Source organism: Streptomyces sp. NPDC028722, assembly GCF_040637655.1.
GTDB lineage: Bacteria > Actinomycetota > Actinomycetes > Streptomycetales > Streptomycetaceae > Streptomyces.
The window spans coordinates 494397-516425 of record NZ_JBEZWU010000001.1 but is presented as its reverse complement, the minus strand read 5'-3'; the positions used below and the strand labels follow the sequence as shown (position 1 = coordinate 516425).

The following is a 22029-nucleotide window of genomic DNA, read 5'->3' as shown; positions in this document are numbered from 1 at the left end:
CCCGGGGCCGAGCCAGTAAAGTCCTTGTCATGCGCGATCTCGGGGTGGGTTTCGGTTATCTGCTGAAGGGCCAGCGGTGGGTGGTCCGGCACGGGCGGCAGTACGGGTTCGGGCTGCTGCCCGGACTGATCACGCTGGTGCTGTACGCCGCCGCGCTGGTCGCGCTCGCCGTGTGGGGCGAGGACGCGGTCACCTGGGCGACCCCGTTCGCGGACGACTGGTCCAGCCCCTGGCAGGGCCTGTTCCGCGGCCTGCTGACCGCGGTCCTGTTCGCCCTCGGCCTGCTGCTGGCCGTGCTGACGTTCACGGCCGTCACGCTGCTGGTCGGCCAGCCCTTCTACGAGAACCTGTCGGAGAAGGCCGACGCCGACGTCTCGCCCGACGGCACGGCGCCCCGCTCGGACCTCCCGCTCTGGCGCGAGCTGTGGATCTCCGCCCGTGACAGCCTGCGCATCCTGGTCCGCGCCGCCCTGTGGGGCGTGCTGCTCTTCGGCCTCGGTTTCCTGCCGTTCGTCGGGCAGACCGTCGTCCCCGTGCTCGGCTTCTTCGTCACCGGCTTCTTCCTCACCGAGGAACTCGCCGCCGTGGCGCTCCAGCGCCGGGGCGTCGACCTGCGTACCCGCCTCACCCTGCTCCGCTCCCGCAAGACCCTGGTCTGGGGCTTCGGCACCCCTCTGGGCCTGGCCTTCCTGGTGCCGTTCGTCGCGGTGTTCCTGATGCCCGGCGCGGTGGCCGGCGCCACCTTCCTCGCCCGCGACCTGCTGGGCGAGGAGAGCGCCGCCGGCGCGTCCGCGGCCACCGCCGGGTTGCCGGACACGGAGGACGTCTCCCGCTGACCCGGGTGCGTCAGCCGTGCGCCGCCCGCGCCGCGGCGCCGACCGCGACCGTCACGATGGACCGCACCTGCGCGATGATGTCCAGCCGGTTGCGGACGAACTCCGGGTCGGTGACCGCACCTGTCGCCGGATCGGTGTTGCCGGCGCCGAACGTCAGGACCGGCGTGTGCACATGCCCGCCGGGCAGGGTGTCGTGCAGCCCGAGCCGGTCCCGCAGCAGGGTGGCCCGGTAGGCGATCTCGTTGGAGAGGTAGTCGCCGCCGCCCCCGGCGCGGGCGGTGGAGCCGGGGGTCGGTCCGTCCGGCCGTACGACGGGGTCCGTGCCTCCCGCCGGGATCTCGGTCACCTCGGTGTGGTCGTAGACGGGGAAGCGTCCCGTCCGGGCGGCCACGACGGCGGCGTACGGCAGGGTCGTGCTCGTCCACTGCGGCTGCGAGGCCGGATCGGCGACCGGGACGGGCTCCGTCCGCGAGACGTTGTCGTTGTCCGGGAAGCCGCCCCGCCAGGCCCCGTTGGTGCGCTCGATGTCGAACCGGCCGACGCGGCCCTGGCTCACGGTCGTGAACAGGTCCACCTCCGGCAGGTAAGGCCGCAGGGCGCGCTCCACCGTGCCTTCGGCGAAGTCCTGCCAGCGCACCGGGAACACGGCGGTCTCGACGCGCGCCGGCCCCCGGTCCGTCTCGATCACCGTGCCGTCCAGCGCGAGCGCGCTCGCCCCCGACGGGTTGGAGATGCGGATGTCCCGGTCGAGGGTGAAGGGGTCGAAGCCGGTGAGCAGCACCCGCCGCAGCCGGCTCGTCGCGGGGTAGTGGATGCCGGTCTGCCCGCGCGAGGTCCGCTCCAACTCGTTCAGCAGGGCGTCCCGTTGCCCGTCCGTGAGCGTGAACCCCGGCTCCCAGAGGCGCAGTTCCCGGCTCATCCCCAGCCGTGCCCAGTACAGCGGCCGGTCGTCGTCCCGGCTCAGGTCGCCCCCCGCCGGCCCCCGCCCCTGCGCCCGCGCCACGGCCCGCCGCCACAGCGCGGTCCCCTCCCGTACGACGAGGCCGCGGGCCCGCGCGTAGGAGTGGGCCCGCTCCAGCCCGCGGCGGAACCCGGGCGCCACCCCGTCGAACCCGGAGCGCCGCAGGATCTCCCGCGGTACGGCCTGGTCGAGCCGTTGTTCCTCGACGGTGGGGGAGGGCGCCGTCGTACCGGCGCAGGCCGCGGTGGCGGGCGCGGACAGGCCGGCCAGCAGGGCCAGTCCGACGATGCCGAGGCGAAGACATATGCGGGTCAAGGGAGTTCGGGTCCTTCCGTCGCTGTGGGGCGCGTGATGCGGTGGACGGCGGCAGTATGGCCCGGCGGGAGCGGCCCGCGCCATGCCGCCGGCCGGGGCCGGGCACGGGTGCCGCGGGCCGGGGCCGCGTAGCTCCCCCTCCTCGACCGCACCTGGGCCGCCCGCCGAGCGTGACGGCCGCGGGAAGGCCTGGACCGCTCAGGCCGCCGGCTCGCCCAGCAGCCGCAGGAAGTCGCGGAACGCGCCCGGCATGTCGACGGACTCCGGGTCCAGCAGCCACTGGTACTGGAGGCCGTCCATCACGGCGACGAGCAGCGGCGCGGTGCGTTCCGGGGTGAGTCCGTTGGGCAGCCGGTCACCGTACTCGGTGCGCAGGACCGCGGCCATGCTCTCCCGGACGCGGGCGTAGCGCTCGGTGAAGTAGGCGCGCGCCGGATGGCCCTCGGTGACGCTCTCGCCGAGCAGCGCCGAGAAGGTCTGGACGATCGCCGGGCGCATCGCGTTGTACTCGACCAGCGCGGCCAGCAGGTCCGTCCGCCACGGGGTGCCCGGCACCGCGTCCCACCGGTCGCGCTCCCGGAGCACGGCCACCAGCAGGGCGTCCTTGGTGGGGAAGTGGTGCAGCAGGCCCTGCTGGGTCAGCCCCACCCGCTCGGCCACCGCGGCCAGGCTCGCTCCCCGGTAACCGCGCTCGGCGATCACCTCGAGGGCCGCGCCGACGATCTCCGCGCGCCGCTCCTCGCTCCGCACCCTCGCGCTCATGACGTCACCGTACGACATCCCCTCGAACCGAACATAACGGCCGGATAACAAAACCTACCGCGCCACAGGAGGCGATGCACGATGGAGGCACCTGCACGGACCCGACGAGGAGGAACCGATGGCGGGAGCCCAGTCCACCCCGGCCGACCAGGCCCGCGAGGCGGTCGTGGAGGCCGCCCTGCACACCCTCGACCTCGACACCAAGGCACGCCTCCTGGCCGGCCAGGACATGTGGAGCCTGCCCGCGCTGCCCGGGATCGGCCTGGAATCCCTGGTCATGTCCGACGGCCCGATCGGCGTCCGCGGCGTGCGCTGGACCGTCGACGACCCCTCGGTCGCCCTGCCCTCACCGACCGCGCTCGCCGCCACCTGGGACCCGGAACTCGCCCGCCGCGCCGGTGTGCTGCTCGCCCAGGAGGCCCGCCGCAAGGGCGTCCACGTCCTGCTCGCCCCCACCGTCAACCTCCACCGCTCCCCGCTCGGCGGACGCCACTTCGAGTGCTACAGCGAGGACCCGTACCTGACCGGCGCCATCGGCACCGGCTACGTCCGCGGCGTCCAGTCCGGCGGCGTCGGCACCACCGTCAAGCACTTCGTCGCCAACGACGCCGAGACCGACCGTCTCACCGTGAACAACCTGGTCCCCGAGCGGGCCCTGCGCGAGCTGTACCTGGCCCCCTTCGAGGCGATCGTGCGCGACGCCCGCCCGTGGGGCGTCATGACCGCCTACAACACGGTCAACGGCACGACGATGACCGAACACCACCACCTCGTCAACGAGGTCCTGCGCGGCGAGTGGGGCTTCGACGGCGTCAACGTCTCCGACTGGACCGCCGCCCGGGACACCACGGGCGCCATCGAGGGCGGCCTGGACGTGGCCATGCCCGGACCGCGGACCGTCTACGGCGAGGCGCTCGCCCGGGCCGTGCGGGACGGCAGGGTCGACGAGGCCACGGTCGACGCGGCCGTCCGCCGGGTACTGCGGCTCGCCGCCCGCGCCGGCATCCTGGACGGCGCGGAACCCGTGGTCACCGCACTGCCCGCACCGGTCGACGGGGAGGCCCTGGCCCGCGAGATCGCCCGCCGCTCCTTCGTCCTCCTGCGCAACGAGCGCCACGTCCTGCCCCTGGAACCCCACGGCACCGTCGCCCTGATCGGCGCCGCCGCCCGCGACGCCCGCATCCTCGGCGGCGGCTCCGCGACCGTCTTCCCGGCCCGGGTCGTCTCCCCGCTCGACGGTCTCACCGCCGCACTCGCCGACGGCACCCTCCGCTACGCCGTCGGCGCCGACCCCGCGACCGAACTCCCCGTCGCCGACGCCGGCTTCACCCTGCGGGCCGTCTGCCGCGACGCCGCCGGTGAGGTCATCGGCACCCGTTCCGCCCCCGGCGGCCTGATCCAGTGGATGGGCACCGACCTCCCCGAAGGCGTCACCCACGAGACCCTCCACACCATCGAGCTGACCGGCACCTTCACCCCGCGCGAGTCCGGCACGCACACCTTCGGCATCAAGGGCACCGGCGACTTCACCCTCACCGTCGGCGGGACGACGTACTACGACGACGACCAGCGCCCCGGCGACGGCGACCCCTTCGAGGCGTTCTTCGGCGCCCCCGTCCCCCGCGCCCGGCCCGGCCTCACCGCGGGCGAGCCGGTCGACGTCTCCCTCACCCATGTCGTCCGGCTCCCCGAGGACCTCCCGATGAAGGTCGTCGCGTTCGCGCTCGCCCACTCCGGTCCCCAGCGCGACGCCGACGAGCTGATCACCGAGGCCGTCGAGACCGCCCGGAACGCCGACACGGCCGTCGTCATGGTCGCCACCACCGACCGCGTGGAGTCCGAGGGCTTCGACCGCCGCGACCTGCGGCTCCCCGGCCGCCAGGACGACCTGGTCCGCGCGGTCGCCGCCGCCAACCCGAACACGGTCGTCGTCGTCAACGCGGGCTCCCCGGTGGAACTGCCCTGGCGGGACGAGGTGGCCGCCGTCCTGCTCGGCTGGTTCCCCGGCCAGGAGGGCGGCGCCGCACTCGCCGACGTCCTCACCGGCGCCCACGAGCCCGGCGGCCGGCTGCCCACCACCTGGGGCTCCCTCACCGACGCCCCGGTCACCCAGGTCGTCCCGACCGACGGCGAACTCCGCTACGACGAAGGCGTGTTCATCGGTCACGCCGCCTGGGAGAAGGCCGGCCGCACCCCGTCGTACCCCTTCGGCCACGGCCTCGGCTACACCGACTGGGCCTACGAGTCCCTGGATGTCGACGGCACCACCGTCCGCGTCCGCCTGCGCAACACCGGCGAGCGGCCCGGCCGCGAGGTCGTCCAGATCTACGTCGCCCCGACCGGCCCCGGCCCCGAACGCCCCGCACGCCGGCTGGCCGGCTTCGCCTCCGCCGGGGCCGGCCCCGGCGAGAGCACCGAGGTCACCGTCGAACTCCAGCGCCGCGCCTTCGAGGTCTGGGACGAGACGGCGAAGGCGTGGGCATGTGTGAAGGGTTCGTACGAGATCACCGCCGGACGCTCGATCGCCGACCGCAGGCTCACCGCACCGATTAACGTCTGATCCGGGACAAGTCCCCCCACCGGGCGGGACACCCCCCGAGAACAGCCCCGGTCCAGGACCTGACCCCTGGACCGGGGCAACATCAGTCGCCGGCCCCGTCCCGCCCCCGTGCTCCGAACCCGTACACCGTCTCGGAGCGGAAGGGGCTGCCCGGTCGCAGGACCGTGGCCGGGAAGTGCGGGTGGTTGGGGGAGTCCGGGAAGTGCTGGGTCTCCAGGGCGACCGCGGCGCCCGGGGTGAACGGGTCGGACAGGTGGTCCGCGGTGTAGAGCTGGACTCCCGGCTCGGTCGTCGCCACCGTCAGGACGCGGCCGGACGCGGGGTCGTACAACTCGGCCACCTCCTCGGCCGCCTCGGTCACCCCCTTGTCCAGCGCGAAGTTGTGGTCGTAGCCGGTGCCCACCGCCCGGGCCGTGCGGAAGTCGAGGCGGGAACCGGTCACGTCCGCCAGGGCGCCGGTGGGGATCAGGTCCGCGTCCACCGGCGTGTATCGGGACGCGGCCAGCCGCAGTTCGTGGCCGCCCGCCCGGCCGGAGCCGCTCAGGTTCCAGTACGTGTGGTTGGTCAGGCTGATGACCGTCGGCGCGTCGGTGACCGCCTCGTAGGCGATGCGCAGCGCGCCCCTGTCCGTCAGCGTGTACGTCACCGCGACCTCCAGCCGCCCCGGGAAGCCCTCCTCGCCGTGCGGGCTCACCCGGCCGAGACGCACCCCGTGCCCGACCGGCGTCGCGTCCCACACCCGCTTGTCGAAGCCCCGCGTGCCGCCGTGCAGCGAGTTGGCGCCCTCGTTCCGCGTCAGGGCGTACGTCCGGCCGTCCAGCGGGAACCGGCCGCCCGCGATCCGGTTGGCGTACCGGCCGATCACGGCACCCAGATACGGCTCCGGATGCTCCAGATAGCCGTCGAGGGACGGGAACCCCAGCACCACGTCCGTCATCCGTCCGGCTCCGTCCGGGACCTCCACCGACTGCACGATCCCGCCGTACGACAGCACCCGGACCCGGACCCCGGCGCGCTCCAGCGTCCAGCGGTGCACCGGAGTGCCGTCGGGAAGTGTGCCGAAAAGTTCGTTCATGTGGGAACCCTAGGTCACGGATGCGTCGCCGTGATCCTCCGGTAGGCGATCTCCGCCAGCCGCGCCTGGCCGTCCGTGCTGGGGTGGAACCAGTCCCACTGACTGAGCTGATCCGTGCCGAAGCGGTAGTCGTAGACCGCGTTCCCGTCGAACCGGCAGCGGCGGTCCCTGGCGCACACGTCCTTCAGCACCGCGTTGTACGCCACCACCCGCTGCTGCACGCTGTCCCGCCGCACCATCGCCGACCTGGTCAGATCGTCCGCGTCGGCCAGCATCGACGGGCAGATCCCCAGCTTCCAGACCTGCTTGCCCAGCGCGTTCGTCCGGCCCTCCGACCACAGCCGCTTCAGGTTCGGCACGCTGGCCACGTACACCTGCGTCCTCGGCAGTGCCGTACGCAGGGTGCGCATCGCCTTCTCGAAGTCCTCGCGGAAGTCGGCCACCGGCGTCATCGCCGACGCCGACGACCGGCAGGCGTCGTTCGCGCCGGCCATGACCGTCACCAGCTGCGGGCCGCGCCGGGCCGCCTGCTCCATCTGCCCGGGCAGGTCCGCCATCCGGGCGCCCGTCACCGCGTAGTTCCAGCTGTGCTCCGCCGCCCCCGGCACACCCAGGAGCCGCACCGCCAGGCTGTCCACCCGGGCGTCGCCGCCCGTCGCCCACGACACCTCCGGGCAGTCCGACAGCACCGCGCACGCGTCGAAACCGCGCGTGATGGAGTCACCCACCGCGGCGATCGACTCCGGACTGCGGTCCCACACCGGCGGCCGGGCCGCGTGCGCCTTCGTGCCCCCCGGCGCGGCCGGGCCCCCGCCGCCGTCACATCCGGCGGCGCCCAGCATGACGGCCGCCACGGCGGCGAGCACGGCCCGCGCACGGCGGCTTCGCTTTCGCATCCCCGGTGTTCCCCTCGCTCGACGGTCGGCCTCCTCCCCTGACAACGTGCGGGGGTTCCCGGCCGGCTCCCCCGGGAACGGCACACCCCCGCACAAGCGTCCCCCTGGGTGAATGGCGGCGTTTTCCTGGCAGCGGGACCGACGGTACGTCACACTCCTTGCCCCGCCGCAGGGTAGCCTCGCCATCAACGCGGCCGTCGTGCCACAGCCGCCCAGTCAGTCCGCAAGATGTCCCGCTCTGCCCGGAGGTTCCGGTGACGACACGTGGAGTTCTGTACGTGCACTCCGCGCCGCGCGCGCTGTGCCCGCACGTCGAGTGGGCCGTCGCCGGGGTGCTCGGCACGCGCGTCAGCCTCGACTGGATCCGGCAGCCCGCCGCCCCCGGCACCTGGCGCTCGGAGTTCTCCTGGCAGGGCGAGGCCGGCACCGCCTCCAAGCTGGCCTCCGCGCTGCGCGGCTGGCGCCTGCTGCGCTTCGAGGTCACCGCCGAGCCCTGCCCCACCGCCGAGGGCGAGCGCTACAGCTGCACCCCCGACCTCGGCATCTTCCACGCCGTCACCGGCATCCACGGCGACATCCTCATCCCCGAGGACCGGCTCCGCGCGGCCCTGCAACGCAGCCGGCGCGGCGAGACGGACCTGGAGGGCGAGCTGTCCCGGCTGCTGGGCAAGCCGTGGGACGACGAACTGGAGCCGTTCCGCTACGCCGGAGAGGGCGCGCCGGTGCGCTGGCTGCACCAGGTGGTGTGAGTCGGCGATCGCCGGACGTGACGAAGGGCCCCCACCACCGGTGAGGGCCCTTCCTCCTGTGTCCGCTCAGACGGTCCTGAACGCCAGCACCACGTTGTGCCCGCCGAACCCGAACGAGTCGTTCAGCGCGGCGATCCGGCCCTCGGGCAGCGCCCGCGCCGCACCGGTCACCACGTCCGCGTTGACCTCGGGGTCGAGGTTGTCCACGTTGATGGTCGGCGGAGCCGTACGGTTCACCAGCGCCAGGATCGACGCGACGGTCTCGACACCGCCGGCGCCGCCCAGCAGGTGACCGGTCATCGACTTGGTCGCGGAGATCGCCATGTGGTCGACGTCGTCGCCGAACACCTTCCGCAGCGCCTTGATCTCGGCGACGTCGCCCTGCGGGGTCGACGTGGCGTGCGCGTTGACGTGCACGATCTCGGCCGGCTTCAGATCCGTGTTGTCCAGCAGGTTGTGCAGCGCGTGCGCGATGCCGTTGCCGGACGGCTCCGGCTGCGTGATGTGGTGGCTGTCGGCGGAGATGCCCTGGCCGACCGCCTCGGCGTAGATCCGGGCGCCGCGAGCCTTCGCGTGCTCCTCGGACTCCAGGACGATCACACCGGCGCCCTCGCCGAGCACGAAGCCGTCACGGCCCGCGTCGTACGGCCGGGACGCGCCCGTGGGGTCGTCGTTGTTCTTGGACATCGCCATCATGTTGCCGAACGCGGCGATGGGAAGCGGGTGGATGGCGGCCTCGGTGCCACCGGCCACGACCACGTCCGCACGCCCGGTGCGGATCATCTCGATCGCGTACCCGATGGCCTCCGCGCCCGAGGCGCAGGCCGAGACCGGGGTGTGCACACCGGCGCGGGCACCCAGCTCGATCCCGACGTTGGCCGCCGGGGAGTTGGGCATCAGCATGGGCACGGTGTGCGGGGAGACACGGCGGACGCCCTTCTCCCGGAGCACGTCGTACTGGTCCAGGAGGGTCGTCACACCGCCGATGCCGGAGGCGATGACCGCACCGAGGCGGTCGGGGTTCACGGACGAGTCCTCACCCGCCCTGGCGGTGAAACCGGCGTCCTTCCAGGCCTCCTGAGCGGCGATCAGCGCGAACTGCGCGGACCGGTCCAGTTTGCGGGCCTGCGGGCGGGGGATGATCTCGCCCGGCTCGACGGCGACCCGCGCGGCGATCCTGACGGGCAGCTGAGCCGCCCACTCCTCCTCCAGGAGGCGGACACCGGACGTGCCGGCGAGGAGGGCCTCCCAGGTCGAGGCTGCGTCGCCACCCAGCGGTGTGGTTGCGCCGATACCGGTGACGACCACGGTGCGATTGGTCGGGCTCACGGGAATTCTTTCTCCAACGGATACGGGATTCGACGGCGCCACCGCCGGGTGGCGGGGCCTAGCAGCCTGTTACCTGCGCGGTGGCTCAGGCCTGGTGCTTGAGGATGTAGTCGGTGGCGTCGCCGACGGTCCTGAGGTTCTTGACGTCCTCGTCCGGGATCTTCACGTCGAAGCGCTCCTCGGCGGCGACGACGACCTCGACCATGGACAGCGAGTCGACGTCCAGGTCGTCGGTGAAGGACTTGTCCCTCTGCACGTCCTCGGTGGGGATCCCGGCGATCTCGTTCACGATCTCGGCGAGACCGGTCACGATCTCTTCCTGAGTGGCGGCCATGTCAGGCGCTCCTTCTTCGATGTTCCAGACGGTTTGTGGCAGTTGTCCCCGTTCCGGACCGCATGGCCCGGCACGGAGTGCCTAGGGGAGGGTAACGACCGTGGCGGCGTAGACGAGACCCGCCCCGAATCCGATGACGAGCGCGGTGTCGCCGCTCTTCGCCTCCCCGGTCGCCAGGAGCCGCTCCATCGCGAGCGGGATCGAGGCGGCCGAGGTGTTGCCGGTGGTGCGGATGTCACGGGCGACCGTGACGTGCTCCGGCAGTTTCAGCGTCTTCACCATCGAGTCGATGATCCGCACGTTGGCCTGGTGCGGGATGAAGACGTCCAGTTCGTCCGGGGTGATCCCGGCCGCGTCCAGCGCCTGCTGGGCGACCTTCGCCATCTCGAACACGGCCCAGCGGAACACCGCCTGGCCCTCCTGCGTGATCGCAGGGAACTTGATGTTGCCGTCGCTGTCGAGCGGCAGCGCGGAGAGGTCGCCGAGCCGGAACCGGTCCCACGACACGGTCTGCCGGATCGTCTCGGCCTTGTCGCCCTCGGATCCCCACACGGTCGGGCCGATCGCCGGCACGTCGGAGGGGCCGACGACGACCGCGCCCGCACCGTCGCCGAAGAGGAACGCGGTCGCCCGGTCCTCCAGGTCGGTCAGGTCGCTCAGCCGCTCCACACCGATGACCAGGACGTGGTCGGCGGAACCTTCCACCACCATGCCCTTGGCGAGCGTCAGGCCGTAGCCGAAGCCCGCGCAGCCGGCCGAGATGTCGAAGGCCGCGGCCTTGTTCGTGCCAAGACGGTCGGCGATCTCGGTGGCGACGGCCGGGGTCTGGCTGAAGTGCGAGACGGTGGAGACGACCACCGCGCCGATCCGCTCGGCGTCGATGCCCGCGTCCGCGATCGCCTTGCCGGAGGCCTCGACGGCCATCGTGGCCACGGTCTCGTCGGGTCCCGCCCAGTGCCGGGTCTCGATACCGGAGCGCGAACGGATCCACTCGTCGGACGAGTCGATCTTCTCGAGGATCACCTCGTTCGGCACGACCCGGGTCGGACGGTAACCGCCGACACCGAGAATCCGCGCGTACGGGGCGCCCTTGCTGGGCTTGATCTTCGCCATGTACGGCTCCTTAGACGCCGGCGTGCTCTGCGAGGAGAGCACGGGCCGCGTCGAGATCGTCGGGGGTCTTCAGGGCCAGCGTCGCCACGCCGGGCAGTGCGCGCTTGGCCAGGCCGGTCAGCGTGCCGCCCGGGCACACCTCGATCAGCGCGGTGACGCCGAGTTCCTTGAAGGTCTCCATGCACAGGTCCCAGCGCACGGGGTTGGCGATCTGACCGACCAGCCGCTCCAGCACCTCGGCACCGGTGGCGACGGCCCGTCCGTCCTTGTTGGAGACGTAGGCGACCCGGGGGTCGGCGGGCGTCAGGTCCGCCGCGGCCTTGGCCAGCGTCTCGACCGCGGGGGCCATGTGACGCGTGTGGAAGGCGCCGGCGACCTTCAGCGGAACGACCTTGCGGACGCCCTCGGGTTTGTCCTCGGCCAGCGCGGCGAGCTGCTCCAGCGTGCCGGCGGCGACGATCTGGCCCGCGCCGTTGATGTTCGCCGGGGTCAGGCCCAGCTTCTCCAGGTGCGGGAGGGTGACCTCCGGGTCGCCGCCCAGCAGCGCCGCCATGCCGGTCTCCGTGACCGCGGCGGCGTCGGCCATCGCCAGACCCCGCGTACGGACGAGACCGAGGGCGGCCGTGTCGTCCAGGATGCCGGCGAAGACGGCGGCGGTGATCTCGCCGACGCTGTGCCCCGCGACCGCGCCGGGCGCGATCTCGGACATGTCACCCAGTGCCGCGGCGGACAGGATGCCGGCGGCCACCAGCAGCGGCTGGGCCACCGCGGTGTCCCGGATGGCGTCGGCGTCGGCCTGGGTGCCGTAGTGGGCCAGGTCCAGTCCGAGGGCGTCCGACCACGCGGCGACGCGGTCCGCGGCACCGGGGAGGTCGAGCCAGGGGGTCAGGAAGCCGGGCGTCTGGGCGCCCTGGCCGGGAGCGACGAGTACGAGCACTCTCACACTCTCTCTTGGGGACGGGCACGGCCGCCCGTGAGGACAGGGACGAAGAACATGGAGGCCTTTTGTGGAGCCCCCACAAAAACCTATGTCTGAGCATCACCGTCGGCCAGACGCCCCAGGATGAGCGCGATCCGCAGTGTGAAGGCGGATCGTACATCCGAGGGCGACCAGCCGGTGACGTCTGTCACACGTCGGAGCCGGTAGCGCACGGTGTTCGGGTGAACGAAGAGCATTCTCGCCGCGCCTTCCAGGCTGCTCGCCTGCTCCAGGTAGACACTCAGTGTTTCCAGGAGAGCCGAGCCCGCCTCCTCCAGCGGTCTGTAGATCTCCTCCACCAGTTGCTCACGGGCGCCGGGATCGCCCGCCATGGCGCGCTCCGGCAGCAGATCGTCCGCGAGCACCGGCCGCGGCGCGTCCTGCCAGGCGGAACAGGCCTTCAGGCCGGCGGCGGCGGCCTGCGCGGACCGGGTGGCGGCCAGCAGATCGGGTACGACGGGTCCGGCGACCACCGGCCCCGCCGCGTACGGCCCGATCAGGGACTTCGCGACGGCGAGCGGGTTGGGGCTGCCGCCGGCGACGACGACGAGCCGGTCCCCGAGCACCCCGGTGAGCACCTGGAGCTTGGCGTGCCGGGCGGCCCGCCGGATCGCCTCGACGGTCAGTTCGCTGTCGCCGTCCGGGGCGGTCCCGAGCACCACGCACACATGCTCGGGGGAGTTCCAGCCCAGCGCGGCGGCCCGGCTGACGGCCCCCTCGTCGGCCTCCCCGCTGAGCACGGCGTTCACCACCAGCGACTCCAGGCGCGCGTCCCAGGCACCCCGTGCCTCGGCGGCCTGGGCGTACACCTGGGCGGTGGCGAAGGCGATCTCACGGGCGTACACCAGCAGCGCCTCGCGCAGCACCCGTTCGTCGCCGGGCGCCGCCACCTCGTCGATGGCGCTCTCCATCACCTCGATCGTGGTGCGCACCATCTCCACGGTCTGCCGCAGCGTGATGGCCCGGGTCAGCTCGCGCGGCGCGGTCCCGAAGACGTCCGTGGAGATCGCCTGCGGCGCGTCCGGGCGCCGGAACCACTCGGTGAAGGCCGCGATGCCCGCCTGGGCGACGAGCCCGATCCAGGAACGGTTCTCCGGGGGCATGGCCCGGTACCACGGCAGGGTCTCGTCCATCCGCGCGATGGCCTGCGCGGCGAGACTCCCGGAGGACTTCTCCAGTCGCCTCAGGGTCGCGGCGTGCGCGTGGACGGCGTGTACGGCGGGGTCTGCGCGGTGGGTTTCGGGTTCGGGCACGGGGACAAGACTGCCTTATCGGGACGGGCCCCTGCGTCGCCGGGTCCGGGACCAGGTCTACGGTGGGGCCCGTGATGGACGTCCGGCGCGCCGGTGAGCGCTACCGCGGAGGGGACCCGGAGCACGGGACCGACTCCCGCCACGCCTTCTCCTTCGGCCCGCACTACGACCCGGACAACCTCCGCTTCGGCGCGCTGATCGCCTGCAACGAGGAACGGCTCGCCCCCGGCGCCGGTTTCGGCGAACACCCTCACAGCCACACCGAGATCGTCACCTGGGTGATCGAGGGCGAACTGACCCACCGCGACTCCACGGGCCACCGGACGACCGTCCGCCCCGGCGACGTCCAGCACCTCAGCGCGGCGTCGGGCGTGCGGCACACCGAGCGCAACGACGGCGCCGTCCCGCTGGTCTTCCTCCAGATGTGGCTGGCCCCCCGGGAGGCGGGCGGCGAGCCCGCGTACCGGACCGTCACGGGCATCGCCGACCCCACCCCGTACGCGGTCCCGGCCGCCGGCGCGATGCTGCACGTACGGCGCCTGGCGCCGGGGGAGCGGACCGCGGTGCCGGACGCGGCGTTCGTGTACGTGCACGTGGTGCGCGGTGCTGTGCGGCTGGACGGCGAGGAGCTGGGAGCGGGCGACGCGGCCCGCGTCACGGACGCGGCGGACCTGGAGGCGGTGGCGGTCACGGCGGCGGAGCTGCTGCTGTGGGAGATGGCGCCGTGACCGCGGCCGTCACCCGGCCCGGCCGCGCAGTTCCGCCAGCACCGCGTCCGTGAACGCCGGCCACGCCTCGACCGCCCAGGGGCCGAAGGCGCGGTCGGTCAGGGCCACGCAGGCCACTCGCGCGTCGGGGTCGATCCACAGGAACGTACCGGACTGGCCGAAGTGCCCGAACGTGCGCGGCGAGGACGAACCGCCCGTCCAGTGCGGGGACTTGCCGTCGCGGATCTCGAAGCCCAGGCCCCAGTCGTTGGGGTTCTGGTGGCCGTAACCGGGCAGGACGCCCTTCCGCCCGGGGTACTGCACGCTCATCGCCTCCGCGACCGTCCGCGGGTCCAGCAGGCGCGGTGCCTGCACCTCGGCCGCGAACCGCAGCAGGTCCGACACCGTCGACACGCCGTCCTTGGCCGGCGAGCCCTCCAGCGACGTCGACGTCATCCCCAGCGGCGCCAGCACGGCCTGCCGCAGGTACTCGGCGAACGGGATGTCCGTCGCCCGGGCGATGTGGTCGCCCAGCTGCTCGAACCCGGCGTTGGAGTACAGCCGCCGCTCCCCGGCCGGGGCGGTGACCCGGTGCTCGTCGAAGGCCAGCCCGGAGGTGTGCGCGAGCAGATGGCGGACCGTCGACCCGGGCGGACCGGCCGGCTCGTCCAGCTCGACCGCCCCCTCCTCGTACGCCACGAGCGCCGCGTAGGCCGCCAGCGGCTTGGTGACGGAGGCCAGCGGGAAGCGGTGCCCGACGGGACCGTGTGTCCCGAGGACGGTCCCGTCGGCGCGTACGACACCCGCCGCGGCGGTGGGGACGGGCCAGTTCTCGATCAGTGCCAGGCTCTGCGACGACATGCGCCCGAGCCTATGCGGCTCACAGCGGCAGCCGCATCGACGGGTCGGGGTCACGGGTGAAGCCGAGGGAGGCGTACAGCGGCTCGGCCTCCGGCGAGGCGTTGAGCAGCACGTGCCCGGCGCCCCGCGCCCGGAACCAGGCCAGCAGCTCGGTCATGCACGCGCGCGCGTACCCGCGGCGCCGGGCGTCCGGGTCGGTCGCGACGCTGAAGACGTACCCGACCCGCCCCCGCGGATTGCCCGCCTTGCCGATGCGGTACTCCACGGTGCCCGCCACCAGCGCGGCCAGCGCCCCCGGCCGCCCGGCGCGGTCCACGACGAACGCCGCGAAGTCCCCGTCCTCCTCGCCGAGGCGCTCGCGCAGCGTCGGCAGCGACTCCGCGTACCAGTCGGCCGCTCCGGCCGGCCCCGGGCTCCCGTCGCCCCACAGTGAGTCGATCATCAGCTGGCGCAGTCGGAGCACTTCGGCGGCGTCCTCGGGCCGGGCCCGGCGTACGGAACTCATGCCCCGCACGCTAACCATCCGGCCTTGATCACGTCGCGCGGATTTCTCACCCCCGCGCGCTTGCCTGGAGTGCACTCGAAGGTCATAGCGTGGGGGCCATGACGGTGATGCAGACCACGCAGGCGGCCACCGGGCACGCCACCCCCGCCGACATCTGCTCCGCCCCGCCCCGGCACCATCCGCGGCCCGACGGCCAGGACCGCTACACGATCAGCGAGGTCGTCGCCCGCACCGGTCTGACCGCGCACACCCTGCGCTGGTACGAGCGGATCGGGCTGATGCCGCACATCGACCGCTCGCACACCGGCCAGCGCCGCTACAGCAACCGTGACCTGGACTGGCTGGACTTCGTGACCAAGCTGCGGCTGACCGGCATGCCGGTGGCCGACATGGTCCGGTACGCGGAACTGGTGCGCGAGGGCGAGAGCACGTACGCGGCGCGCCAGGGGCTGCTGGAGGCCACCCGCCGGGACGTGCTCGGCCGGATCGCGGAACTTCGGGACACGCTCGCCGTGCTCGACCGCAAGATCAGTTTCTACGCCACGGAGGGAACCGACCGATGACCGACGCCAGGATCGCCACGGTACGGCTCGGCGCGCAGGGGCCGGTGACCGGCGTCCAGGGGCTCGGCTGCATGGGCATCAGTGCCGCGTACGGGCCCACCGACACGGACCGGGCCCGGGCGACGCTGGAACGGGCCCTCGAACTCGGCGTCACCCTCTACGACACCGCCGACTTCTACGGCTCCGGCGAGAACGAGCGGTTCCTCGCCCCGTTCTTCGCCGCCCACCGGGACGAGGTGGTCGTCGCCACCAAGTTCGCCCTGTCCCGGGACCCGGACGACCCGGGGAAGCGGATCATCCGCAACGACCCGCCCTACATCCGGCAGGCCGTCGAGGCCAGCCTGCGGCGGCTCGGCGTCGACGTGATCGACCTCTACTACATGCACCGCCGCGACGTGGGCGTCCCCATCGAGGAGACCGTCGGCGCGATGGCGGACCTGGTCCGGGAGGGCAAGGTCAAGCACCTCGGGCTCAGCGAGGTCACCGCCGACGAGCTGCGCGCCGCGCACGCCGTGCATCCGGTCGCGGCCGTGCAGTCGGAGTGGTCCCTGTTCAGCCGGGACATCGAGGCCCGGGTCGTACCGGCCGCGCGGGACCTGGGCGTCGCCCTCGTGCCGTACTCCCCGCTGGGCCGCGGCTTCCTCACGGGCGCCTTCACCGACGCCGCGCAGGACCTCACCGCCGACGACTTCCGCCGCCACATGCCCCGCTACAGCGGGGACAACGCGGCCGCCAACGCGGCCCTGCTCGCGCCGGTCCGCGCGATCGCCGAGGCCCACGGCGCCACCCCCGGCCAGATCGCCCTGGCCTGGATCCAGCAGCGGGCGGCGGTCGACGGGCTGACGGTGGTCCCCATCCCGGGCACCCGCAGTCCGGGCAGGGTGGCGGAGAACACGGCGGCGACACGGATCACGCTGACCGACGCGGAACTGGCCCGGCTGGAGCCGCTCGCGGCCGAGGTGGCCGGCGACCGCTACGCGGACATGGCCTTCACCTCCGCGGGCAGGGAGTAGCGGCCGTCCGGGGCTGACGTCCGTGGTGGCCTCCGGGGCGGACGTCCGGCGGTGGCGTCCGAGGCAGACGTCCGGGGCGGATGTCCGGTGGTGGCGTCCGAGGCCGATGTCCGGGGCGGACGTCCGGTGGTGGCGTCCGAGGCTGACGTCCGGTGGCGGACGTCCGAAGCTGACGTCCTGCCGGAGGCGGCCGGGACCTCGCCGGGCGGGCGGTCCGGGAGGCGGGACAGCGGCCGGGGGGCGCGGACGCGCGGACCCCGGTGCGGACCGCGGCCGGCGGCCGGGGCCGGCCGCGGGGGTACTCGCCCCGGCGTGGACGGCGCCGGGCCGACGGGCGGTCACGAAGACCGGGCCCTCGCCCGCCGGACCGCGCCCGCCGGTGGACGCTACAGCTCGGCCAGCAGCTCGGCCTTCTTGGCGGCGAACTCCTCGTCGGTGATCAGCCCGGCCCGGTGCAGCTCCCCGAGGTGCCGGATCCGCTCGGCGATGCCGGCGGGGTCGCGCGGTGACACGGCCGGTGCCACCGGGGCCGGCCCGCGGGAGCGCACCGCCGCGAGGACCGCCGCGGCGAACGGCAGCGACTCGTGCACCGGCCCGTACCCCAGCCCGAACACGACCGACGCCGGGTCCTGGTCCGGCTGCGCGGACCGGCCGGCGCCCGGGTCACGGGGCAGCAGCCGCAGGTGTCCCTCGAAGACCTCCGGCGACCGCCACTCCACCCCGCTCAGCCCGGCCACCGCGAAACTCTGGTCGCCGGCCTTCCACTTCGCCGAGGACGCCCCCGTCCAGGACCAGCGGAACTGCACGGACGTCCCGTCGAAGGAGGCCTTCCCGTCGTAGGCCTTGAACTGGAGCGGTGCCTCGGGAGCCGCCACCAGATACCGGTCGGCGGGCCCGGACCCGGTCAGCAGGCCCTTCAGCTCGTCCGCGTAGTACTCCGCGAGCGTCTCCCGCTCTGCCGGCAGCACCAGGCGGTAGGGGTCGGAGCCCTCCTTCAGCTGGCCGTCGGCCGCCTCCATCAGCGGATCCGCGCCGGGGCGCGGCCGCAGCCGCAGGACGACCGTGCCGCGCCGGCCCGGGGTGAGGGCCACCCCCTCGACCGCGGCCAGCGGAATCCGGCGCTCGCCGAGCGCCTGGAACAGCTTCGGTGTCCGTATCCCCCGTTCGTAACGGATGAGCACGGAGTCGGACTCGAACTCCCAGACGGCATGAAAACCCGCCAGTACGTCACCCATGCGGCTCATCGTATGCGGCACGTGCTCCTCCGTCGCCACCCGCGCAGACCGCAATTCCTGCTGTCTCTACGCGCGTCCGGCCGTCGTCGTGCCGGACAGACCGGACCGGCACACGTCGTTCTCCTGTGCGCACGTCACCCCGTCGTACGCGCCCACGCCGATGTCGGCGAGGTTGCGCAGGCTGTCCGTGCCCGGCTGGAAGTAACCGCTGTGGCCCTGCGCGTCCCGTGCCGACAGCACCCGCGCGCCGAACCCCGCGGACACCGGGTCGGCACCGTGACCGAGGCCGCCCAGCTCCAGGTACGGCACGTCCTGCACCCAGTCGGTGGCGTCCCGCATGGCCCACACCCGGGCCGTGGTGCCGAGGCGGCCGGCCGCGGCGACCCGCATGCCGGGGCTCGCGGCCACGGCTATGTCGGCCACCCGGCCGGGCATGCCGTGCGCGGCGACCCCGCAGACGACGGAGCCGTAGCTGTGACAGAACATCGACACCGGGGCCCGGCCGGGCAGCGCGCGCAGCAGCGCGTTCAGCCGTACGGCGCCCTCCTCGGCGCGCAGGCCGGTGGCCGCGTCCACGCCGAGCCCGTCGGGAGCGGTGTAGTCGGCCCAGGCGATCACCGCCGTACCGGTCGTGGGGCTAGCCGTGCGCTCGGCCGCGTACAGGGCCTTGGCCATGCCGACCGGGGCGCTGTACCTGCGGTACGTCCGCTGGAAGGTGAGCAGGTCGGTGTCGACGCCGGGGACGACGACCGAGACCCGCTGCGCCCTGTCGAGGTCGCCGAACACCTCGGCGACCCGGCCCGATCCCTCGGGGTCGAAGGCCAGGATGTGCCGGTCGGGGCTCAGCAGGGACGTGTAGCGCTGCATCCGGTGGCCCGCGTCCTGCTGGCCGGCCGTGCTGAGCCGGCTGTCGTGCATCCGCTTCCGCTCCACCCCGCGGGCCTGCTTCAGCGCGACGCGGTTGGCGCGGTAGCGCAGCGGGACGGGGGCGCCGTTCATGTTGCCGACCGCCAGCGGGTAGCGGTGGGCGAGACGGTCGCGCTCGTGCGGGGTGAGCGAGGCGAAGAAGCGGCCGAGGCGCGCCGGGCCGGACCCGGGGTCCGGCAGGTGGCGGCCGTGGATGCTGCCGTGCTCCCACTGGGCGAGCGAGGCCTGGAGTGCCGTCGACTCCCGGTGGCTGCGCATGGCGGTCCAGCCGGTGGTCGCGAGCATCACGAACACCACGGCCAGCGCCGGCAGCGCGCGCCAGACGTGGAATTTCGGGGAGGTGTCGAAGGAAGTCACTGGGAGGACACACTAGGAGAACGGGAGGGTCTCGCGGTAACCGAGTGACAGGGATCACGTGCCCGGCCACGTTTCAGCGGGCACCGGGCGCCACGCCGACGTTCTGCCGCCGGTCCGCCGGTCCGCCGGTCCGCCGGTCACCGCCGGCGCTCTCAGCCGGCGCGCCAGTTCCCCGTGAGCGCCGAACCCAGCTGGTCGAGGTAGGACGCGGTGAGCGTGCGGATCGACTCCAGGCCGAAGTCCTCACTGGTGCACCACTGTCGTTCGGAGACCCTGATCACCCCGCCGAACACGGCCACCGCCAGCCGTGGCCGGGGGTCGGCGTCCACGTCGACGCCCTCCCGCTCGGCCAGCACCCGCGCGATGGTCTCCTCCGTCGCCGCCGACCTGCGCAGATGGGCGGCGAGCAGCGCGGGTGTGGAGTCGATCGTGCGGTACATGCGCAGGTACAGCTCGACCGGGACGGCCGACGCGACGGTCTCGCGGATCGCGTCCCAGCCCTCCAGGAACGCCTGCCGCAGCGCCTGCATCGGCGCCTCCTGCGGCGGCCGGGCCCGGACGGCCGCCACGAAGGCCGCCTCGGTGGTCTTCTGGACGGCGAACGCCACGTCCTCCTTGCCCGCGAAGTAGCGGAAGAAGGTGCGCTGCGAGACGTCGACGGCCTCGGCGATCTCGTCGACGGTGGTCTGCTCGTACCCCTGTGTGGTGAACAGTTCGAGAGCGGCCCGCAGCAGGGCCTCCCGGGTACGCCGCTTCTTGCGTTCGCGCAGCGTCTCCATGGGCCTCTCTTCCGTGTACGTCCGGCCTGTTCAGCCTATCCGGCGGCGACATGTCAGTAACCGTCTTGTGAATGGGTTTGTCAACTGTCAGTTGCTGTCACTAATCTCGGGGTATGACTAGTCAGACCGCCATCGACTCGACGGGACCGGGTGACAAGGCGCCCGCTCCGTCGGGACCGTCCCCGGCCCCGGGCCTGCGTGGCCACCCGTGGCTCACCCTCATCACCGTCGCCGTAGGGGTCATGATGGTGGCCCTGGACGGCACCATCGTGGCCATCGCCAACCCGGCCATCCGTGACGATCTGCACGCGTCCTTCGCCGACGTGCAGTGGATCACCAACTCCTACTTCCTCGCCCTCGCGGTCGCACTGATCACCGCGGGCAAGCTCGGTGACCGCTTCGGCCACCGGCAGACCTTCCTCATCGGGGTCAGCGGCTTCGCCCTCGCCTCCGGCGCCATCGGGCTCTCCAGCAGCATCGCCGCGGTCATCACCTTCCGTGTCTTCCAGGGGCTCTTCGGCGCGCTGCTGATGCCGGCCGCGCTCGGCGTGCTGCGGGCCACCTTCCCGGCCGAGAAGCTCAACATGGCCATCGGCGTGTGGGGCATGGTGATCGGCGCCTCGACGGCGGGCGGCCCCATCCTCGGCGGCGTCCTCGTCGAGCACGTCAACTGGCAGTCGGTGTTCTTCATCAACGTGCCGGTCGGTGCCCTCGCCCTGCTCCTCGGCAGCATGATCCTGCTCGACCACCGGGCCGAGAAGGCGCCGCGCTCCTTCGACCTGCTCGGCATCGCCCTGCTGTCCGGCGCGATGTTCTGCCTGGTCTGGGCGTTCATCAAGGCACCGGCGTGGGGCTGGGGAGCGGGCCGGACCTGGCTGTTCCTCGGCGTCTCGGTGGTGCTGTTCGTCCTCTTCGCCCTCTGGGAGACGCGGGTGGCGGAACCGCTGATCCCGCTGCGCCTGTTCCGTTCCGTGCCGTTGTCGGCGGGCGTGGTGCTGATGGTGATGATGGCCATCGCGTTCATGGGCGGCCTGTTCTTCGTGACGTTCTACCTCCAGAACGTCCACGGGATGAGTCCCGTCGACGCCGGCCTGCACCTGCTGCCGCTCACCGGCATGATGATCATCGGCTCCCCGCTGGCCGGCGCCGCGATCACCCGGCTCGGCCCGCGCATCCCACTGGCCGGCGGCATGGCCGTCACCGCGGTCGCCCTGTACGGCATGTCCGCCCTCGAGGTCGACACCGGCAGCGCGCTGATGTCCCTCTGGTTCGCCCTGCTCGGCCTCGGTCTCGCGCCGGTCATGGTCGGTGCCACGGAGGTCATCGTCGGCAACGCCCCCCTGGAGCTGTCCGGCGTGGCCGGCGGTCTCCAGCAGGCGGCCATGCAGATCGGCAGCAGCCTCGGTACGGCGGTGCTCGGTGCCGTGATGGCCTCCAAGGTCGACAGCGACCTGCCGGGCAACTGGGCCGACGCCGGCCTGCCGAAGCTGACACCCGGTCAGCTCGGCCAGGCCTCCGAGGCGGTGCAGGTCGGCGTGGCCCCGGTGACGAAGGGCATGCCGGAGCCGGTCGCCGCGAAGATCACGGCAGTCGCCCACGACACCTTCATCTCCGGCATGAGCCGCGCCTCCCTGGTCGCGGCCGGCGTGGCGGCGGTCGCCGTCCTGGTCGCGCTGCTCACCAAGCGGGGCGACAACGCGGAGGCGGGCGCGGGCGTGGGCCACATCTGAGACCCGCTCACCGCTCCACTTCTCGGCGGGGTTCCCCTGTCAGGGTGACCCCGCTCAAGATCCCTCGCTCCCGGCGCGCGCCGCAGGTCACAGTGGGTCAAGTCCTCCGCAGGACCTGGAGGGACGGCCGGGCCGCGGCGCGCGCTGCCGGAGGGGGTGGCGCGCGCAGGTCTGCCGGGACGGAACCGGG

General features: G+C 73.1%; 21 protein-coding genes. 7 read left to right on the top strand and 14 right to left on the bottom strand.

Annotated elements, in window-relative coordinates; all coding sequences use genetic code 11:
- Window positions 1-29 precede the first annotated feature (29 nt).
- On the top strand, window positions 30-836 hold the full coding sequence (locus AB0F03_RS02330; protein ID WP_361985594.1) for an EI24 domain-containing protein: 807 nt from the start codon (window positions 30-32) through the stop codon (window positions 834-836).
- A 10-nt stretch (window positions 837-846) separates the two neighbouring features.
- On the opposite strand, the gene AB0F03_RS02325 is transcribed toward AB0F03_RS02330, so the two are convergent.
- The gene (locus tag AB0F03_RS02325) at window positions 847-2112 is read right to left on the bottom strand and encodes a pyroglutamyl peptidase (RefSeq protein WP_361985591.1); all 1266 of its coding nucleotides are present in this window, start codon (window positions 2110-2112) and stop codon (window positions 847-849) included.
- A 198-nt stretch (window positions 2113-2310) separates the two neighbouring features.
- Window positions 2311-2892: a TetR family transcriptional regulator gene (locus AB0F03_RS02320; RefSeq protein WP_361985589.1), complete on the bottom strand. Its 582-nt coding sequence runs from the start codon at window positions 2890-2892 to the stop codon at window positions 2311-2313.
- Window positions 2893-2992: 100 nt separating this feature from the next.
- Here AB0F03_RS02320 and AB0F03_RS02315 point away from each other — a divergent pair, with 100 nt between their 5' ends.
- Window positions 2993-5434: a glycoside hydrolase family 3 C-terminal domain-containing protein gene (locus AB0F03_RS02315; RefSeq protein ID WP_361985586.1), complete on the top strand. Its 2442-nt coding sequence runs from the start codon at window positions 2993-2995 to the stop codon at window positions 5432-5434.
- An 82-nt stretch (window positions 5435-5516) separates the two neighbouring features.
- Here AB0F03_RS02315 and AB0F03_RS02310 read toward each other — a convergent pair whose 3' ends face one another.
- Both AB0F03_RS02310 and AB0F03_RS02305 read right to left on the bottom strand, forming a co-directional pair.
- Window positions 5517-6509, bottom strand: coding sequence for an aldose epimerase family protein (locus AB0F03_RS02310; RefSeq protein WP_361985583.1), 993 nt, complete (start codon window positions 6507-6509; stop codon window positions 5517-5519).
- Between the two features lie 14 nt (window positions 6510-6523).
- Complete coding sequence (locus AB0F03_RS02305) at window positions 6524-7405, bottom strand: SGNH/GDSL hydrolase family protein (RefSeq protein ID WP_361985580.1); 882 nt, start codon at window positions 7403-7405, stop codon at window positions 6524-6526.
- A 254-nt stretch (window positions 7406-7659) separates the two neighbouring features.
- Here AB0F03_RS02305 and AB0F03_RS02300 point away from each other — a divergent pair, with 254 nt between their 5' ends.
- Window positions 7660-8154, top strand: a complete 495-nt coding sequence (locus tag AB0F03_RS02300) for a DUF3145 domain-containing protein (protein ID WP_356816126.1) — start codon at window positions 7660-7662, stop codon at window positions 8152-8154.
- A gap of 66 nt (window positions 8155-8220) precedes the next feature.
- On the opposite strand, the gene fabF is transcribed toward AB0F03_RS02300, so the two are convergent.
- The 5 genes from fabF to AB0F03_RS02275 all read right to left on the bottom strand — a co-directional run bounded on the left by fabF (window position 8221) and on the right by AB0F03_RS02275 (window position 13162).
- Window positions 8221-9483: a beta-ketoacyl-ACP synthase II gene (gene fabF / locus AB0F03_RS02295; RefSeq protein ID WP_361985577.1), complete on the bottom strand. Its 1263-nt coding sequence runs from the start codon at window positions 9481-9483 to the stop codon at window positions 8221-8223.
- Between the two features lie 85 nt (window positions 9484-9568).
- Window positions 9569-9817 carry an acyl carrier protein gene (locus tag AB0F03_RS02290; protein WP_356816124.1) on the bottom strand — a complete coding sequence of 83 codons (249 nt, stop codon included), beginning with the start codon at window positions 9815-9817 and terminating at the stop codon, window positions 9569-9571.
- 81 nt (window positions 9818-9898) lie between these two features.
- Window positions 9899-10930: a ketoacyl-ACP synthase III gene (locus AB0F03_RS02285; protein ID WP_361985575.1), complete on the bottom strand. Its 1032-nt coding sequence runs from the start codon at window positions 10928-10930 to the stop codon at window positions 9899-9901.
- Between the two features lie 10 nt (window positions 10931-10940).
- A complete protein-coding gene (locus AB0F03_RS02280; RefSeq protein WP_361985572.1) occupies window positions 10941-11867 on the bottom strand; it encodes an ACP S-malonyltransferase in 927 nt (308 codons plus the stop codon).
- 89 nt (window positions 11868-11956) lie between these two features.
- The gene (locus tag AB0F03_RS02275; RefSeq protein ID WP_361985569.1) at window positions 11957-13162 is read right to left on the bottom strand and encodes a helix-turn-helix domain-containing protein; all 1206 of its coding nucleotides are present in this window, start codon (window positions 13160-13162) and stop codon (window positions 11957-11959) included.
- Window positions 13163-13236: 74 nt separating this feature from the next.
- On the opposite strand from AB0F03_RS02275, the gene AB0F03_RS02270 reads away from it, so the two are divergent.
- Window positions 13237-13890, top strand: a complete 654-nt coding sequence (locus tag AB0F03_RS02270; RefSeq protein ID WP_361985830.1) for a pirin family protein — start codon at window positions 13237-13239, stop codon at window positions 13888-13890.
- Between the two features lie 9 nt (window positions 13891-13899).
- Here AB0F03_RS02270 and AB0F03_RS02265 read toward each other — a convergent pair whose 3' ends face one another.
- Together AB0F03_RS02265 and AB0F03_RS02260 are read right to left on the bottom strand one after the other, a co-directional pair.
- The gene (locus AB0F03_RS02265; RefSeq protein ID WP_361985566.1) at window positions 13900-14730 is read right to left on the bottom strand and encodes a serine hydrolase domain-containing protein; all 831 of its coding nucleotides are present in this window, start codon (window positions 14728-14730) and stop codon (window positions 13900-13902) included.
- A 19-nt stretch (window positions 14731-14749) separates the two neighbouring features.
- Window positions 14750-15235 carry a GNAT family N-acetyltransferase gene (locus tag AB0F03_RS02260; protein WP_361985563.1) on the bottom strand — a complete coding sequence of 162 codons (486 nt, stop codon included), beginning with the start codon at window positions 15233-15235 and terminating at the stop codon, window positions 14750-14752.
- Between the two features lie 98 nt (window positions 15236-15333).
- On the opposite strand from AB0F03_RS02260, the gene AB0F03_RS02255 reads away from it, so the two are divergent.
- Together AB0F03_RS02255 and AB0F03_RS02250 are read left to right on the top strand one after the other, a co-directional pair.
- On the top strand, window positions 15334-15798 hold the full coding sequence (locus AB0F03_RS02255) for a MerR family transcriptional regulator (RefSeq protein WP_361985561.1): 465 nt from the start codon (window positions 15334-15336) through the stop codon (window positions 15796-15798).
- Complete coding sequence (locus AB0F03_RS02250) at window positions 15795-16811, top strand: aldo/keto reductase (RefSeq protein ID WP_361985558.1); 1017 nt, start codon at window positions 15795-15797, stop codon at window positions 16809-16811. Before AB0F03_RS02255 ends, AB0F03_RS02250 begins: the two co-directional genes overlap by 4 nt.
- A gap of 386 nt (window positions 16812-17197) precedes the next feature.
- Here the strand turns inward: AB0F03_RS02250 and AB0F03_RS02245 are convergent, their stop codons facing one another.
- The 3 genes from AB0F03_RS02245 to AB0F03_RS02235 all read right to left on the bottom strand — a co-directional run bounded on the left by AB0F03_RS02245 (window position 17198) and on the right by AB0F03_RS02235 (window position 20109).
- A complete protein-coding gene (locus AB0F03_RS02245; protein WP_361985555.1) occupies window positions 17198-18046 on the bottom strand; it encodes a DUF4429 domain-containing protein in 849 nt (282 codons plus the stop codon).
- A 66-nt stretch (window positions 18047-18112) separates the two neighbouring features.
- On the bottom strand, window positions 18113-19330 hold the full coding sequence (locus AB0F03_RS02240; RefSeq protein WP_361985552.1) for an alpha/beta hydrolase: 1218 nt from the start codon (window positions 19328-19330) through the stop codon (window positions 18113-18115).
- A 152-nt stretch (window positions 19331-19482) separates the two neighbouring features.
- The gene (locus tag AB0F03_RS02235) at window positions 19483-20109 is read right to left on the bottom strand and encodes a TetR family transcriptional regulator (RefSeq protein ID WP_361985549.1); all 627 of its coding nucleotides are present in this window, start codon (window positions 20107-20109) and stop codon (window positions 19483-19485) included.
- A gap of 113 nt (window positions 20110-20222) precedes the next feature.
- Here AB0F03_RS02235 and AB0F03_RS02230 point away from each other — a divergent pair, with 113 nt between their 5' ends.
- Window positions 20223-21839 carry an MFS transporter gene (locus AB0F03_RS02230; RefSeq protein WP_361985546.1) on the top strand — a complete coding sequence of 539 codons (1617 nt, stop codon included), beginning with the start codon at window positions 20223-20225 and terminating at the stop codon, window positions 21837-21839.
- The last annotated feature ends 190 nt before the right edge of the window (window positions 21840-22029 follow it).